The sequence below is a fragment of the Clostridium budayi genome (assembly GCF_055396605.1).
Genome location: NZ_AP042456.1, coordinates 2778991 through 2796897 on the forward strand (window position 1 = coordinate 2778991; position 17907 = coordinate 2796897).

Sequence of the window (17907 nt, forward strand, 5' to 3'; positions counted from 1 at the left end):
TAACTTACCTCCCGAAATTTAGATGTAGTGTTTTTCTTTTAATTTTCCGATAACATATTTAACTGCGTCCTTTGGACCTTCTTTAACTAATTCTCCAGCACCTTTAGCTTCCTTAGTCATTGATTTTTTAACCTTTGTTGGTGAACCTTTAAGTCCTAATTCTGCTTTATCTACATCTATATCATCTGCTGACCATATAGTTATTTCTTTGTCTTTTGTTTCGAATATTAATCCAACATTCATATATCTTGGATGATTTAATTCTTCTATTGCAGTTAAAAGACATGGTGTATTAACTTTAATTAATTCATATCCATCTTCTAATGCTCTATTTATTAATAATCCATCTTCTTCAACTTTAACATCTTGTACATAAGTTACTTGTGGAATGTTTAAGTGTTCTGCGATTTCTGGTCCAACTTGAGCTGTATCTCCATCGATCGCTTGTCTTCCAGCAAATATTATGTCATAGTCTAATCTCTTAATTGCTCCAGCTAAAGCTTTTGAAGTAGCAAGTGTATCTGCTCCAGCAAATGCTCTATCTGTTATAAGAACTGCTTCATCAGCTCCCATACATAATGCTTCTCTTAAAGCTATTTGAGCTTGAGGAGGTCCCATACTAATTACTGTAATTTTTGCTCCATTGTTTTCTTTTATTTGAAGTGCAGCTTCTAAAGCATGCTTATCTTCTGGGTTTATTATTGATGGTACACCATCTCTTATAAGTGTTCCTGTTTTTGGATCTATTTTTACTGCTGTTGTATCTGGAACTTGTTTTAAACAAACTAATATATTCATTATCTAAAGTCCTCCTCTATCTTAATATGCTTCCTGCGATAACCATCTTTTGAACTTCTGAAGTTCCTTCATATATTTCAGTTATCTTAGCATCTCTCATCATTCTTTCTACTGGATATTCCTTAGTATATCCGTATCCACCAAATAATTGTACTGCTTTAGTTGTTACTTCCATAGCTACGTCAGCTGCGAAAAGTTTAGCTCTTGCAGCATCTATTGAATATGGAATACCAGCTTGTTTATTGAAAGCTGCTTTATATACTAAGTGTCTAGCTGCTTCGATTTTAGTGCTCATTTCAGCAACCATCCATTGTAATCCTTGGAATGCTGATAATGATCTTCCGAATTGTTTTCTTTCCTTTAAGTAGCTTACAGCTTCTTCTAAAGCACCTTCTGCAATTCCTAGTGCTTGAGCTGCGATACCAATTCTACCACCATCTAGAGTCTTCATTGCGATTCCGAATCCTCTACCTTCTTGTCCGATTAAGTTTTCTTTTGGTACTATACAATTTTCCATAATAAGTTCAGTTGTTGAAGATGCTCTAATACCCATCTTTTCTTCTACTTTACCTATTGAGAATCCTGGGAAGTCTTTTTCAACTATAAATGCTGAAATTCCTTTTGTTCCCTTTGATTTATCTGTCATAGCAAATATTATGAAAGTTTCAGCAACTCCACCATTTGTTATGAATATTTTTGATCCGTTTAAAATGTAGTTATCTCCGTCTAAAACTGCAGTAGTTTGTTGTCCTGCTGCATCTGTACCAGCTCCTGGTTCAGTTAAACCGAATGCTCCGATTTTTTCTCCCTTAGCAAGTGGAGTTAAGTATTTTTCCTTTTGTGCTGGCTTACCAAATTCATTTATTAATGAAGCACATAATGAAGTGTGAGCTGATAAGATAACTCCTGTTGTAGCACATACTTTTGATAATTCTTCAACTGCTAAGATGTATGAAAGCACATCTCCGTTTGATCCGCCATATTCTTTGCTAAATGGTATTCCCATCATGCCAAGCTTAGCCATCTTTTCAACATTTTCCATTGGGAATCTTTCTGTTTCGTCGATTTCAGCTGCAATTGGTTTTACTTCGTTTATAGCGAATTCTCTAACCATTTGTCTTACTAATTCTTGTTCTCTAGTTAATTGGAAATTCATTTAAATTACCCTCCTAATCGATACACCCTAATATATTTATTAGTTATTTATAATTATTTTTTAATTTATTTATTTTGGAAGTTCTTAGCTCTTCTTTCCATGAAAGCAGTCATTCCTTCAACTTGGTCTTCTGTACTAAAACATTTTCCAAAGTCTTCTGCTTCAATCATGATAGCTTCATCTATGTTAACTTGTAATCCTCTATCAATTGCATCTTTACATAACTTAACAGCAATTGGTGCATTAGCCATTATCTTATTTGCCATTGCTTTTGCTTCTTCCATTAAGTTTTCTAAAGGTACTACTTTATTTACTAATCCTATTCTTAAAGCTTCATCAGCCTTAATCATATCGCATGTATAAATAAGTTCTTTTGCTTTTCCCGCTCCAACTAATCTTGCAAGTCTTTGAGTTCCACCAAATCCTGGAGTAATTCCAAGTCCAGCTTCTGGTTGAGCAAATTTAGCTTTTTCTGAAGCTATTCTTATATCACATGCCATTGAAAGTTCACATCCACCACCTAGAGCAAATCCTGAGATAGCAGCTATAACTGGTTTTTCTAATTTTTCTAATCTTCTAAATACCTTATTACCTAGAACTCCGAATTCTCTTCCTTGTTCTTCATTTAAGTCCTTCATTTCTGAAATATCAGCACCTGCAACAAAAGACTTTTCTCCAGCTCCTCTTAAAATAACACAAGTTATATTATTGTCTTTTTCTAGATCATCAATTACAGTATTAAGATCTTTTAATGTTTCTGAATTTAAAGCATTTAATGCTTTTGGTCTGTTGATTGTCACAATAGCTAAATTTCCTTCTTTTTCAAGAAGCACATTCTTTAATTCCATTAACAAAGCCTCCCTCTCATAATTACGAGTTTTTTCATATTTATTTATATTTATTTTTATAACCTTCAAATTTAGACATAAATTTTGCTTAAATTTAATAAAATTATTAATTTTTTCATCATTGTTAATAATATAACAAATAATATAAAAAAATAATTGAAGTCTTTCAACTTCAATTATAATTATAATACTTTGTTAAATTTTTTGCAATATAATTCTTACTTAGTATGAAAATTTTTATAAAAAACCTTTTATTTCCTAATTTTCATTGTCATATTTATCATGTAATAAATATATTAAAGTTAGTAAACTTTCACTTAAATGAACGTTTTCTACCATAACTCCTTCTGGAACTGCAAGATCTACAGGAGCAAAATTCCATATTCCATTTACTCCACCTTTTACTAATGAATCACAAACTTTTTGTGCATTAATTCTAGGTACACATATTACTCCAACATCAATATTATGTTCTTTTAAGTAATCATCTAATGTATCAATATCTTGAATTTCTACATCTCTTATTCTCATTCCTAAAAGCTTTGGATTTGCATCAAAGATTCCCTTTAAATCAAATCTCATCTTGCTAAATCTAGTGTAATTTGCAATTGCTTGCCCTATGTTACCTGCACCAATTATTACTGCATTATATTGTCTATCTAGTCCAAGAATCTTACTTATTTGATTTGTAAGTTCTCTAACATTATATCCATAACCTTGTTGTCCAAAGTCACCAAAACAATTTAAATCTTGACGTATTTGAGATGCAGTAAAACCTATTTTTTCACCCAATTCTTTTGAAGATATTCTATCAACGTCATTATTTAATAACTCATTTAAATATCTATGATATTTAGGCAGTCTTTTTATGACAGCCATAGAAATTTTCTTCTTTTTCTCCATACTGTATTCTCCTTAACTAATCTTTTTTTTAACAATGTTAATATATATTTCTAACAATTTTCTTGTTTTAAAAACTAAAACTATTACTGCTTTTTTACTCTATCTTTTTTATATTACCATAAAATCAATAAATTTATCTATTTTTATATAAAAAAAATAAAGTTTATATATAAGATTATATACCTCATACATAAACTTTATTCAAGATATAAAGCCTAATCTTGACTTTACAGCAGGAAAATCCTGCATGCTACCCTTCGTCTTTGCCTGGAAGTTTTAACGTAGTAATTATACTTAGCTTTAAAACCTTTGTCAATGGAATTACTTGTATACTGAAACCCTTGTATTTTCTTGGTTTTAAGATGTATAATCTTCTTGTTAAGAATATTTTACTTAGGAGCATTTTAATGGAAGTAATTAAATTTATACAACAATTTTCTAATCCATTTTTAGATGTATTTTTTTCTATAATCACAAATTTAGGTGGACAAACTATAGGAATTATTACATCTTTAATTTTATTTTGGTGCATTGATAAAAAACTTGGTTTTAAGTTTTTATATGCTATGTTATTTTCTTTTTCACTTAATAATATATTAAAAGGATTTTTTAATGCAAAAAGGCCTATTGGAACAGAAGGTATTATAAGTGGAGAAATTAACACGGCAACTGGAAGTTCATTCCCTTCTGGCCATTCTCAAGGTAATGCTACTGCTTTTGCCTTCCTTATGAATCAATATAGGAATAAATTTGTATGGATAGCTGGAATAGCTATGCTTATACTAGTACCACTATCTAGGCTATACTTTGGAGTACACTGGCCAATAGATGTTATTATGGGAACACTAATCGGAATACTATCAGTATTTATCTCAAATAAAATATTTGATAAATCCTTCAATAACTCTTCCTATATTATTGTTTATACTACAATTATCTTTTTAATACTTGGAGTATTTCTACCAAGTGATGATTTATTAAAAGCATTAGGTTCATTGTCAGCTTTAACTATTTCTTTATTGCTAGAAAGAAAATTTTTAAATTTTGATCCTAGAGGTACTAAAATCCAACATATAATAAAAATGCTTATAGGAGTTATGGGAGCACTTATAATTTATTTAATTATTTCTCCAATTTTAACTCATAGTATTTTTCTATTTATAAAATATTTTATATTAATATTCTGGGCTACATTTATATGTCCAATAATTTTCTTAAAATTACACTTATGTAATAAATGTATATAAAAATATTAAAAAGGAGCGTTTAATAACGCTCCTTAATTTCTACTTTAATGCTCTCATTGAATTTATAACTGCAATTAATGTAACTCCAACATCAGCAAATACTGCTTCCCACATATTTGCATCTCCAATTGTAGCTAATATTAATACTATTATTTTAATTCCAAGAGCAAAAATAATATTTTGCCATAATATTTTATTTGTTTTTCTTCCTATCTTTATAGCATTTGCTAATGCTGTTGGCTCATCCTTCATTAAAACAACGTCAGCTGCTTCAATGGCTGCATCTGAACCTATTCCACCCATTGCAACACCAACATCGGCTCTAGCAAGTACTGGTGCATCATTTATACCATCTCCAACAAATGCTAGCTTTCCTTTTCTCTCTTCTTTTAAAAGTGCTTCAACTTTTTCTACCTTATCTCCTGGAAGAAGTTCTGAATAAACATTTTCTATTCCAAGCTCACTTGCAACTGCATTTGCAACTTTTTTGCTGTCACCAGTAAGCATTACTACTTTGTTTACTCCTAAAGCTTTAAGTTCACTTATAGCTTCTTTTGAATCACTCTTAACTTCATCTGATATAATTATTGAACCCTTATATTCATTATTTACAGCAACATATACAACTGTTCCTATATAATCGTCATTTGGTACAATAATTCCATTACTACTCATAAGCTTGCTATTACCTGCAAGTATTTTCTTATCTTGAACTTGAGTTATTACCCCCTTACCTGATACTTCTTCATGATTATCAATCTTAAATTCTTCTATATCACTATTATTTGAAGCATTATATTCTTCTAATATTGATTTTGCTATTGGGTGATTTGAATATCTTTCACAAATAGCTGCATATTTTAAAAGTTCACTCTTTGAAATTCCTACGTTATTAATTTGAGTTACTTTAAAAGCTCCTTTAGTTAGTGTTCCTGTTTTATCGAAAACAACTGTGTCTATATCTTTTAAGGATTCTAAATAGTTACCACCCTTTACTAATATTCCTTTTTTAGAAGCTCCTCCAATACCTGCAAATAATCCAAGTGGTACAGATATTACTAATGCACAAGGACAAGAAACAACTAAGAATATTAATGCTCTATATATCCATTCATTAGGATTAGCTCCTTGTATAAATACTGATGGAATTATAGCTAATGCTAATGCGCATATAACAACTATAGGTGTATAGTATCTAGCAAACTTTGTAATAAATTTTTCTGTTGATGCTTTTTTACTACTTGCATTTTGAACCAATTCTAATATTCTAGCAACAGTTGACTCTTCAAATTCATGTGTTACTTTAACTTCTATAACATTAGTGTTATTTATACAACCTGCAAGTATTTCATCTCCTATTCTTTTATTAACTGGCATTGATTCTCCAGTAAGAGCTGATGAATCTACTGAAGTATCCCCTGAAACAATAACACCATCTAAAGGTACTCTTTCACCTGGTTTTATCATTATAATATCATCTATTTTAACTTCTTCTGGTAAAACTTTTTCTGTAGTATCACCTTTTACTAAGTTTGCATATTCAGCTTTTATATCCATTAATTCTGATATTGATTTTCTAGATCTATTTACAGCATAACTTTGGAACATTTCTCCTATTTCATAGAACACCATAACTGCTACCCCTTCTGGATATTGTCCTATAGCTATTGCTCCAAGAGTTGCTATACTCATTAAGAAGTTTTCATCAAAAACTTTACCTTTGCAAATGTTTCTTACAGCACTTAAAAGTACTTCTATTCCAACAAAAACATATGAAATTATTAGTATTATTGCATTTTCATCTAATATCATACCAATTATAAATAGTATTATCCCAATTACTAATCTATAATTTTCTTTTAAAAATCTTATAAATTTATTGCCCTCTTCATCTTGAATAGATTTTTTACTATTATTATGATTATGCTCATGATGATCATGTGCATGTCCATCACAACATCTATCTGTACAAACACTTTTATTATTTGCTCTAACGTTTTTATTTGAACTTAATGAATATTTTTCTACATCTACTTCTGGTTCTAAGTCTTTTACTACTTTTGTAATTTTATCTATAATATATTTTTCATCAATATTCGCATCATACTTTATAATTAATAGCTTGAATGAAAAATTTAATGAAGCTTCACTAACTTCTTTAAACTCACTAACCGCCTTTTCTATTTTACCTGCACAATTTGCACAATCTAGACCATTTAAAGAAAGCTTAAGTTTCTTACTTTCCATAATGATATCCTCCCTTTTTATTCATTAACGTGGCTTAATCCTTCATTAAAGATTCTCATAATGTGTTCATCATCTAGTGAATAATATACAACCTTTCCTGCTCTTCTAAATTTAACTAATCTTGCTGCTTTTAAAGTTCTAAGTTGATGTGATACTGCTGATTGAGTCATATTTAAAAGATTTGCTATATCGCAAACACATAATTCACTTTCATAAAGTGCACATATTATTTTTATTCTAGTTGTATCTCCGAATACTTTAAATAATTCTGCTAAATCATATAAAGTTTCTTCTTTTGGCAATTTACTTTTTGCATAATCAACCCTATCTTGGTGAATTACATTAGTTGAACACTTATCACTTATACATTCTTCTATTAATGATTTTCCCATATTACTCCTCCTTCATATGAATGATTGTTCATATGTTCATTATATGCAGCTATATTATAATAGTCAACTATTTTTTGACAAAAAAAATAGAATATGAAGTAAAATTTAAAATTACTTCATACTCTAGGTTATTCATTTAAAATTATTTTATAATAAACATAACTAATATATTGAAAACTATATTATATTTATATATTACATAGCTATTCTATTATTTATTTCATTTTGAACTATTGATTCAATTATCATATCAAATACTGAGCTACATACATAATATGCAAAGTTTAAATCATTCTCGAAACTTTGTTTTCTTGAATATAATTTTAAAGTTTCATCAATAAATATTCTAACATTATCTTGTGTTAAACCACTATTTTTGATTATACTTGCCTTATATGATCTTGATATCTTTAAAAGTTCTCTCTCATAAGAAACATGAGGTCTCATAGCACTTTTAAATTCCCATCTTTGATAGTGTGGAAGACAATAGTAATCAGTTAAGAAGTGACACACTACCCCTAGTGCTCCACTAAATTTCCCTATACTACTTTCATTATTTATTTCACTTATAGATAATGATGCTAACTTTTCTATCATCTCTACAATCATATCAATACTTTCATCATAATAATGTTTTTTAAATTTATATCTTGAAGCACAATCTGGCTTAATATTTCCCCAAATAAATCTTTTTCTATTTATTAAATGTAATCTATCTTCTCTCATATTATCTAAAATATGTTCTGCAATCATTTTATGATTGTTCATTAACATATAAATATCACTTCCTTATAACCTTTAGGATTTAAACTCATATTACTATAATATTTGTTTAAAATATATAGATGTTATTTGGGATAGTTTCTAAATTATTTCAGTAAAAACCCATTTATAAAATTCTCAAATTATCCCACGTTCCTATTTTACCACTTTTTTATATATTTATTATTTAAATTTAAATTAAGTTTATTTTTCTTCTTAAAATTTTTAAATAATAATAAATTACTAAATAAACATTAAAAAATACATCTATAAGAAGTATATCTTATAGATGTATTTTTTAATGTTTATAAATACTTTTTATAATCTTCTTCCATTTCTAACTTGTTTAATAGATGCTTTATTTCTTGATCCTTATTTTTATCCATAACAAGTAGTACATCCCCTGCATCAACTACGACTAGATCTTTAACTCCTAATCCTATTATAAGATTTTTCCCTCCAAATATAGAACAATTCTCACATTCTTCTAAAAAAACATTTTCAGATATAGAATTGCTCCTATACTTGTTTAAAAATCTACTAAGAGCGTTAAAGCTACCTATATCATCCCAGGCAAAATCACATTTAATTACGTACGCCTTTCTAGTTTTTTGCATAACCCCAAAATCTATAGATATTCCGTCTATTAATTTATATTGTTCATTTATAACCTGTTCTTCATCAGCTTCACCTATATGCTTATATATTTCCATAAGCGGCTTATGCATTGATGGAAGATATTTTTCAATTTCTCTTAGTATTACATCTGCTCGCTTAACCAAAGTGCGATGCTTGTCCATTTAGAATTTAATCTCTTCGAAGAATCTAATAGACTTAATCTTTATGAAAAATACTTTGATAAAGCATCAAGTCTTGGCATAACTTTTGAGGAATTTTATAAAGCTATAAATTCTTTATTAGATTCTAAACCTAATATAACCTTTGATGATAGATACTTAAGACCTAATGATTTTAAAATTTTTTGTAATTTGCTTAATATCTCTTTCAAAAAATTTTGTGATGAATATTATAAATTCATTCTCTTAAATAATTATCCTAAAACAATTTTAAAAACTAGGATATTATTGAACCTTACTCAAAAAGATTTTGCATCTAAATGTAAACTTAGTCCTGTTAGCATAGGAAAATTTGAAAATGGATTAAAATATCCATCAAGAAAACAATACACTCAGATAAAGAAGTTTATAGCGTTATAATTCTATTATAGTCGCTTTTTTGACCTTTCTGTTTAAAAAATAAGAGATTTTATTAAATAAAATCTCTTATTTTTTATGTTTTTTCTTTAGGCAATTGGGTGGTTGTGGTATACCACAACCGCTTAATTACCTAAAGAAAACATAAATAAATTTAAAATTATATATTTATCAACTATCTATCAGTAAACTTAGGATTTAATACTTTTATACAAAATTTCTCATACTCTTCAATTTCCTCATTAATTTCTTGCCAATTCATACTATCACTATCTTTTTCATATATTTCAACAAACTGAATATATACATTATTCTTTTTTAAAATATCTATTGCACCTTCATTATCAATTTCTTCTTCATAACTTTTCGCTAATTTTCCATGAAGTGTATCATCCTGTGATTTTTGAAAATGCTGATTTATTCTATTAAATAAATACCAATTACCGTCATTACCAAAAGAAGCTTTTCCTAAATATAATGAGTACTTTATATTATTTTCTTCATAAAAAAAATGATATATACCACAACTATATTTTAAATTAAAAAAATCTTTTCTTTCATTTTTTCTAGTTTTATTAATCGCATCAGAATATTTATACCCTTTAGCCTCCAAAAGCTTTTCTAATATATATATTTTTTTATTAACCTTTTTAATCTGCTCATCTACATTACTTCCTTTTAAATTATTATTGTTCATAAATTCATTCTCCATTTTTCTATAAATCTATTCTTATCCCATAATCTCTAAGCCATTCTTTTCTAACTTCATAATCACTCAGCACCGAAGATAAAAGCTTCCAAAACTCATGTGAATGATTCTTATGATACATATGACACATCTCATGAACTACAATATAATCAAGTGATGTTGATTTTGCCATAACGCATCTCCAATTAAATAAAAGCTCATCATTTGATGTACAACTAGCCCATCTTTTCTTTTGTTCTTTAACTTTTATCGTTGTAGGTTTCTTATTAAAAAATTTTTGATAATACTTAATTCTTTTCTTAACTTGCTCTTCAGTTTTTTCTCTATACCAAGCTTCCATAGCAGCTTTTATTAATTTATCACTTTTTTTCTTAACATAGACATGAAATTTTCCTCTATAAAGCTTAACAAATGAATTATTCTGTATAATTTCATCAACATGAATTTGTAATGAATAGTTTCTTCCTAAATACATAAAAGACTCTCCATTAACAAATTCTCTATTAACTTTTTTAGATTCAATATTTCTAAACTCAAAAAGCTTTTGGACTATCCAAGTACCTTTTGACTTAACTATTTCTTTAACTTCTTTTTCCTTCATTTCAAGTGGAGCCACAACCAAAATATTATTAGGTGGCTCTACAGAAATACTTGTTGTTTTTCTATTTTTAAATTCAATACTGAATTCAATTTCTTTTGTTCCAAATTTGACTTTAGACTTCATACTTACTCCATTACATCAAAATGTATTTTAGCTAAATTTATTAATGGTTCCATTATTTTTTCTCTAACCTCTCTAGGTATTCTCTTTGCATATTTCTTAATAATCATAAGCTTAATAGCTCTTTTAATATCATTAGTTTTACTAATATTAGTTACCCAATCTATGACATAATTATCCTTAACAACTGATTTAACATCCTTTGCTATCTCTTTAGAAAGCTCCATAGTCTCATTGCTTATATATGCTGCTTCGCCATCTTTTAAAATAAACTCTTCTCCATTATCTTCTAAATATTTTCTAACAACTTCAAAGAAAGCAAACTCTTTTTCATCAAGACCTAAATCATTAGCCTTATTTGATGCACCATTTTCAACATCATTTTCAATGAATTCTTCAAGTCTTTTCTTTCTTTCAATCCAATTGTTTCTTGTTTCATCTAATATTTTTTGAAGTCTTTCAAGTAAAGATGCATAATAAACAGGATTTTCTTTTCCTCTAACATTAATAGTATACTTCATAGCATGTTCCATTGCTGATGCCTTTGCTTCATCTGATTTTAGTGTATTAATCTTTGCTTTAAAATTATCTTCAAATAAAGTAATAGGTTTAATCCAATCTTTAACTCCTAATGATTTTAAATGAGTTTCTATTATTTCTCTTACCTTTTCACCACAATCTGAAATATCTATAGATTCACTTGGATTAAACTTAGCCTTAGCTGCTGCTCTAATATAAGAAAGCCATTTTAAATCATTTAATATTTCTGTATCAACATGAGCTGGTAATAAGCTTTCTACTGCTCCTGAAAACTTCTTATACATAAGTTCAAATTCAGCTCTCTTATCATCTGGCTCAATCTTATTTACAAGTTCATCTAAATTATTTTTATCTATTCCTCTAAACATAGCCATTATACCTTCTCTAAAGCCAAGCATCTCATTATATAAGTCATCTAAAGAATTCATAGGCTTCCCTAATTCTTCTTTATCAAAAATAGCAAGTGCTTCTTCTAAGAAGTTAGAAATACCATAATAATCAACAACATACCCACATTGTTTTATAATATTTTCTTTTACAACTTCACCATTATCTAATGTTCTTTCAACTTCTTTAGTGCAAGTTCTATTAACCCTTGCTATTGCTTGAAGCAAAGTATGCTCCTTAAGTGGTCTATCTATATACATAACCTGCTCTATCGGAGCATCAAAACCTGTTAATAACATATCCTTAACTATAAGGAAAGATAGCTTATCTTTATTAATTGGCTTTTTAAATCTATTTATTAAATTTTCTTGTTCTGATTTTGTAGTAAAATGTTTCTTTAAATGAACTTTATCATTATTATCTCCTGAAAATATTACTTTTGCTTCAAAAGCTTCTCCTAATATATCTTTCATATGTCTATTTAAGGCATTATAATACTTAACACATGCCTCTCTTGATACACATACAATTTGAGCTTTAAATTCATTAGGAAGTATCTGCTCCTTATAATGCTTTAATAAGTCTTTAACTATCTCATCAATTCTATCCTCTGATTCAACTATAGCTTTTTTATTTGCATACTTTTGCTTAATAGCTTCTTTTTCTTCATCAGTTTTATCAGAAAAAGCTTCATCAAATAAATCTTCTAAAGACTCACCTATAACTTGTAAATCAGGTCTTCTACCTTCATAAATAATTTTAACAGTAGCACCATCATCTACTGCCTGTTTAATGGAGTATTTATCTATATAACCACCAAAGGTTCTTGGTGTTGACTTATCATCTTTATCTATTGGAGTACCTGTAAATCCAACAAAAACTGCATTAGGTAATGCTCTTCTCATATTTGCTGCTGTATCTTTATACTGACTTCTATGTGCCTCATCAGCTAATACAATAATATTTTGCTTTGTACTTAAAACTGGATAATCAACAGAATATTTTTGAACAATCTTTTTGCCATCAAGAATAACTTCTCTTTCTTCAGTTTCACTTTGGAATTTTTGAATAGTTGTCATTATAATTTGTGGTTGTGGATTTTTAAGTAACTTCTTCATAAGCTCAATTTTATCAGCTCTAACAGGTGTAGTTATCTTTCCTAATGTTCTTTCAAAAGTCTTAGCTATCTGCTTATCTAAATCTATTCTATCAGTAACTACAACTATTGTAGAATCAGTTAAACCTTTAGTTCTCTTAATTTTTCTTGCAAGGAAAACCATAGTTAATGATTTACCTGACCCTTGAGTATGCCAGACAACACCCCCTTTAGAGGTTTTATCTTTTCCACTTTTAATTCTATGAAGTGCTTTATTAACTGCTCTAAATTGTTGATATCTACAAACCTTCTTAATAACAACTCCATCCTCAGCCTCAAAGACAATAAAATTTCTCATTAAATCAAGTAGATTTTTCCTTTCTAAGAAGCCTTGTAAAAATACATTTTGACCACAATCTTTATAATTTTCTATTTCATCAATTTTAAATGGATATGGGTCCTTCCATTGTGAATAATGATTATATTTAGAACTAATTGTTCCAACGTAAGCATTATATCTATTTAAGATTCCTGTAAAGAAATTGCTATAAAATAATCTTGGTGCTCCTTCACCTAAAGATTCATCTCTAACATTCATATATCTTCTAAGTTGCTCAAAGGCTTGTTTTTTTCCAATACTCTCATTATGACCTTTTTCTAAAAATGGAGATTTAGCTTCTAAAACAACTACAGGAATACCATTTATAAAAATAACTATATCAGGGAAAATAGATTTTCCACTTAAAGTTTGTACTTCAAATTGACGAACAACTAAAAAGTCATTGTTATCTACATCTTCCCAATCTATAAAATTAACAGTTTGATGTTTCTTTTGACCATCACCATATAAATCTTGCTCTACAGTAAAAGTTAAATTCACAAGAGAATCATAAATCTTTTCATTTATCTCTAATAAACCTGTCCCTAAACTATCAGCTCTATTAATATATCTTATTGTTCTATCTAAATTTTCTTCATTCATCCAAGGATTAAGTCTTTTAAGTGATTTTCTTAATCTATTAACTAAAACAACATCAGCTAAAGAATCCCTCTCTCCATACTTTGGAGTTAACTCCTTACCATGAATAAAGTTATATCCTAATTTGTTCTCTAAATATTCTACTGCTGGTAATTCTACTAAGGTTTCTTCATTTCCTAAGTATGCCATCCTACTCCCCCCAAATTATTGTAATTACACCTTAATTATACACTATTTTAAACTTTAATCTTTTTATGAATATAAAAAAAGCCATAGATTTCTCTATGACATAATATTATTTATTTTATCTTACCTTTTAATTCTATAATAATAAAATATTTTACTTTTCAATACTATCGAGTATAAATTTTATATCTTTACTATCTAAACATGCTGCAACAAAGCATTGGTCTATAATTTTGTTATTTAATATGTCTTTCTTTTTAGATATACATATATATTTTATATCATTATCTATAATAGTTTCACCAACTTTAAATTCTCCGTTAGTCACATGTACCCTTTTTGCAAATAATATTTCTTTAATAAATAATATATCTATATTATTTGACATATCTAAATTAGTATAATTTTTTTCATCACATAAATATAAAGCTAAAATATGATTATTATCTTTATATCTATTATAAAACTCATGAAGCTTTGCACAAAATTTACTTAAAAATATATCTTCTAAAATAATATACTCGTATATTTTTTCCCAAATAGACTTTACTATATTATAAGACTCAGATATATAAGAGTTAACTTCAATCGTATTTTCATTTATAAACTGTTTATCCAACAACTTTTTCCAACCAGTTTCTTTTAACTCTCTTTTTATTTTATAAATATTTGCAAATAATTTAATATTTCCATTTATACTAGTCTCAATAGTTGTAATTGGAGAGGCTATATGTTCATCGTAATTTCTCATATTATAAATAAGATTATATGCTTTATTGCTGTGTGCTTCTCTTAATATATTTTTAAAAAAATTAGCATCAAAAAATTTTTTTAATTCCCTTTTTGATTTTTCTTCAAACTTTTTAACTGAATTTATATAATTTAAAAATGAGTTTCCTATTTTTCTAGGATTATTTATATCAACATTCATTGAATCTTTGAATATACCGTAATCTTCAATAACATCATTAAATAATAATTTAAATATCTTATATTTATTAACATATGAATTATAATATTTCATTTGATTAAATTCATACATATTTTCTAATTTAATGTATTCAAAAATTTTTTCATTATCTTCAACTGTTTGCCTTAATAAATACATATACTCCCCCATATTTCTTAGTTAATATTTGACTCTAATCTTTTTATTTAGTATCTACAACATTAATACTTTTTTAATTCATATTATTTTTTTATTTAAATTTAGTATTATCTATTTGAATTAAATTTTTTGGAACTTCATTAAATCTTTTAAGTACATTTTTACTTATATCCTTCATGTACTTAAGTTTTTCTAATAACTCATCCACATCATCTTTTAAACCTTCTGCTAATTCTTCAAAAGTATCATTAGCAGCATCCATTGCCTTATCCATATAATCATCTAAGTATTCATCATATGCTTCCATTAAATTTTCATTCATATAATCGTCTATAAAATCTTGTTTATTGAATCTAGCTAAATCATATAAATTTTCTGAAAATATGCCCTTAATATTATTTACTACCTTATTTGCATAATCTATTAAATCAATAATATCATCTATACCTTCATTTATTACAACATTTAATCCAAAAATTCTATTTATATGTTCTAATAATTCCAAATAATTATCAAATAGCTCAACTGTTTTATCTATATCATTAAGTGAAAAATTATCTTCATTTAAATTATAATACCATCGCTCTTGACCTCTATGGTCAGCTAAAAAATAAAATTTCATATGGTAACTTTCATATATTGATTCAAACATAGCTACACTTTGTTGAATTGATGCTTGTAAAAATAATAATTCATCATCAATATTATAATTGCTAGAATATCCAATAACCCAAGGGAAAACTTCATTTTCTAAAAACTCAATAAAATTTTTATCTCTACTTATAAATCCTGATTCAATATTTTCTGCACTTTCTTCTGAAAAATTAGACGAACCTACATATACAATATTATCTGTCATAATTATCTTAGCATGATTTGCAAAGCAAAAATAAACTTCTGCTTTTTCAGCTATTTGTTGCGGATTTAACTTATTTTTATAGATAGCTATATTTCTTTTAGCTAAATTAGCATAATTCTCTGAAAAATATTCATTCCATCTACCAGGAATATTAGAAATAATCTTAATTTCAGTACTTTCTCCACATTCCTTTATAGCTTTTAATAATTCATCATTCTTTTTTGAAATATTATATGTTAATATATATATTTTTTTTGCATTAGTAAAATCATCTAAAACCTTACCATATGTTAATTCATCTTTAGATAGTAAAAACTCAACATCAGTAATTCTACTTGATAATATCATATAACTTTTTTCTCCTTACTAATTTTCCATTTATATGACTCTAATTTTATTATATCAATCTCTTTTTTAATTCTATTTTTAATTAAAAACTTTCTTTGCAGTTTTGCCAATAGTGCGTGTTCCTACTGCATCTACAGTTCCTCCAATTACTCCGCCTAATACAGGCACACATTTTCCTAAATTAATAATTCCCTTTTCTCCAAATTTTGTTACAAGTCTAAAACCTACTCTTTTATTTATTTGTTTTATTATTTCAATAGGCATTCTTTTTATTAATACCGTACTCATTTTTGTTCCTATCTTTATACCTGCCTGTTTTAATATATCAGTAGCTGCTTGACCAGTTAGTGATACATACACAAGAGTTTTAACTTGGTCATCCTTTAAATCATAGCCCTTCATAATTGCTATTGCTGCAATCATTCTTATCTGAACATATATTACAGAGCTAATATTAGCAGGAATTGCAACAGGTAATGTTATAATTCCACCTAATCCAGTTATAAAGCCACTTGTTGCACATTTAGCTTGTTGCCAATTAATGAATTTGTCTATAGCTTCATCAATCGAACTTGATTTACTAATATATTTCTCAGCTAATTCTTCTGCTGTTTCCATGCCTGGTAATCCATTTACCGCCTTGTCATAACTCCAATCTAATACTTGCATAATTTTAGATTCATTTAACTCTTCTTTAGACATTTCTTCCTCCTAAGTATATATTCAGAGTGTCGACTTTATCGATACTCTGAAGTCATAAATTTTTCTATGACTTATTATTGTTATATATTTTTAAACTCTTCTTTTTTGGTCTTTAAATTCTTTTATTAAATAAGTAAATTTTATTAATGAATTCGCAAAATCTTCTTTTGATAACTGTCTATCTTTTATTGAAAATACAGTTATGTACTCTTTATTTTCTTCATCAATATTAATTAAGTCTTTATTTTTCTTTCTAAGAAAATCAAAAAACTCTTTCTTTTTAATTCCCTTTCTTCCAACAGTAAATTTACCATAATTTCTAATTTCTATTAAGCCCTTTTCCTCGTATGCTCTAGTATTAAATCTTCTATTAAACTCAAATGGTATAGTTACTTCTACAATATGACCTAATGATGAAGTTTTATTTTCTAAAGGACTAGTTGCAATAAGTCCTACTCTATTTGTTTCTAAAGTCCCAGTGTTAACCCATTCTATTAATGAGCACCATATAGTTCCTTCACTATTCTTTATTTCAAATGTCTCCATTTCATCAGTTTGACCTGCAGGATTACCCCACTTTTTATTATTTATTACCTTAAATTGATTTAATAATCCTTCAAATATTTCAAATATCTTTTTTGCATAATATTCATTATTAATTTGTTTCATAGTTATTTTACCTCTCATAAAAATTTACTTTTGTAT

The 17907-nt window shown here is 27.5% G+C and carries 16 protein-coding genes and 1 pseudogene; 2 read left to right on the forward strand and 15 right to left on the reverse strand.

Going from position 1 to position 17907, the window contains the following annotated elements:
* Positions 1-18: 18 nt before the first annotated feature.
* From ACZ5TJ_RS13460 to ACZ5TJ_RS13475, 4 genes are all read right to left on the reverse strand, one after another.
* A complete protein-coding gene (locus tag ACZ5TJ_RS13460) occupies positions 19-798 on the reverse strand; it encodes an electron transfer flavoprotein subunit beta/FixA family protein (protein ID WP_045725949.1) in 780 nt (259 codons plus the stop codon).
* Positions 799-814: 16 nt separating this feature from the next.
* A complete protein-coding gene (locus ACZ5TJ_RS13465; protein ID WP_464200381.1) occupies positions 815-1954 on the reverse strand; it encodes an acyl-CoA dehydrogenase in 1140 nt (379 codons plus the stop codon).
* 65 nt (positions 1955-2019) lie between these two features.
* Positions 2020-2802 (reverse strand): short-chain-enoyl-CoA hydratase, encoded by a 783-nt coding sequence (locus ACZ5TJ_RS13470; protein ID WP_464200382.1) that lies wholly within the window; start codon positions 2800-2802, stop codon positions 2020-2022.
* Positions 2803-3060: 258 nt separating this feature from the next.
* Positions 3061-3705: a redox-sensing transcriptional repressor Rex gene (locus ACZ5TJ_RS13475; RefSeq protein WP_039313103.1), complete on the reverse strand. Its 645-nt coding sequence runs from the start codon at positions 3703-3705 to the stop codon at positions 3061-3063.
* 407 nt (positions 3706-4112) lie between these two features.
* On the opposite strand from ACZ5TJ_RS13475, the gene ACZ5TJ_RS13480 reads away from it, so the two are divergent.
* The gene (locus ACZ5TJ_RS13480; RefSeq protein WP_464200383.1) at positions 4113-4952 is read left to right on the forward strand and encodes a phosphatase PAP2 family protein; all 840 of its coding nucleotides are present in this window, start codon (positions 4113-4115) and stop codon (positions 4950-4952) included.
* A gap of 39 nt (positions 4953-4991) precedes the next feature.
* On the opposite strand, the gene ACZ5TJ_RS13485 is transcribed toward ACZ5TJ_RS13480, so the two are convergent.
* From ACZ5TJ_RS13485 to ACZ5TJ_RS13500, 4 genes and pseudogenes are all read right to left on the reverse strand, one after another.
* Complete coding sequence (locus ACZ5TJ_RS13485) at positions 4992-7199, reverse strand: heavy metal translocating P-type ATPase (protein WP_464200384.1); 2208 nt, start codon at positions 7197-7199, stop codon at positions 4992-4994.
* A 17-nt stretch (positions 7200-7216) separates the two neighbouring features.
* Positions 7217-7591, reverse strand: a complete 375-nt coding sequence (locus tag ACZ5TJ_RS13490) for an ArsR/SmtB family transcription factor (protein ID WP_464200385.1) — start codon at positions 7589-7591, stop codon at positions 7217-7219.
* A 195-nt stretch (positions 7592-7786) separates the two neighbouring features.
* Positions 7787-8365, reverse strand: a complete 579-nt coding sequence (locus ACZ5TJ_RS13495) for a zinc dependent phospholipase C family protein (protein ID WP_464200386.1) — start codon at positions 8363-8365, stop codon at positions 7787-7789.
* Positions 8366-8658: 293 nt separating this feature from the next.
* A pseudogene (locus tag ACZ5TJ_RS13500) lies at positions 8659-9126 on the reverse strand (mannose-1-phosphate guanylyltransferase); the annotation flags it as partial.
* A 15-nt stretch (positions 9127-9141) separates the two neighbouring features.
* On the opposite strand from ACZ5TJ_RS13500, the gene ACZ5TJ_RS13505 reads away from it, so the two are divergent.
* Positions 9142-9570, forward strand: a complete 429-nt coding sequence (locus ACZ5TJ_RS13505) for a helix-turn-helix domain-containing protein (RefSeq protein ID WP_464200387.1) — start codon at positions 9142-9144, stop codon at positions 9568-9570.
* A gap of 172 nt (positions 9571-9742) precedes the next feature.
* Here ACZ5TJ_RS13505 and ACZ5TJ_RS13510 read toward each other — a convergent pair whose 3' ends face one another.
* The 7 genes from ACZ5TJ_RS13510 to ACZ5TJ_RS13540 form a co-directional block, all read right to left on the reverse strand.
* Positions 9743-10264, reverse strand: a complete 522-nt coding sequence (locus tag ACZ5TJ_RS13510; RefSeq protein ID WP_464200388.1) for a hypothetical protein — start codon at positions 10262-10264, stop codon at positions 9743-9745.
* 19 nt (positions 10265-10283) lie between these two features.
* Positions 10284-11000, reverse strand: a complete 717-nt coding sequence (locus ACZ5TJ_RS13515; protein WP_464200389.1) for a M48 family metallopeptidase — start codon at positions 10998-11000, stop codon at positions 10284-10286.
* A gap of 2 nt (positions 11001-11002) precedes the next feature.
* The gene (locus ACZ5TJ_RS13520; protein ID WP_464200390.1) at positions 11003-14188 is read right to left on the reverse strand and encodes a type I restriction endonuclease subunit R; all 3186 of its coding nucleotides are present in this window, start codon (positions 14186-14188) and stop codon (positions 11003-11005) included.
* A 151-nt stretch (positions 14189-14339) separates the two neighbouring features.
* On the reverse strand, positions 14340-15293 hold the full coding sequence (locus ACZ5TJ_RS13525) for a hypothetical protein (RefSeq protein WP_464200391.1): 954 nt from the start codon (positions 15291-15293) through the stop codon (positions 14340-14342).
* Between the two features lie 91 nt (positions 15294-15384).
* Positions 15385-16500 (reverse strand): phospholipase D-like domain-containing protein, encoded by a 1116-nt coding sequence (locus ACZ5TJ_RS13530; protein WP_464200392.1) that lies wholly within the window; start codon positions 16498-16500, stop codon positions 15385-15387.
* A 78-nt stretch (positions 16501-16578) separates the two neighbouring features.
* The gene (locus ACZ5TJ_RS13535; RefSeq protein ID WP_464200393.1) at positions 16579-17202 is read right to left on the reverse strand and encodes an EcsC family protein; all 624 of its coding nucleotides are present in this window, start codon (positions 17200-17202) and stop codon (positions 16579-16581) included.
* 90 nt (positions 17203-17292) lie between these two features.
* Entirely contained in the window at positions 17293-17871 is a 579-nt protein-coding gene (locus tag ACZ5TJ_RS13540) for a hypothetical protein (RefSeq protein ID WP_464200394.1), read from the reverse strand.
* Positions 17872-17907: the final 36 nt, after the last annotated feature.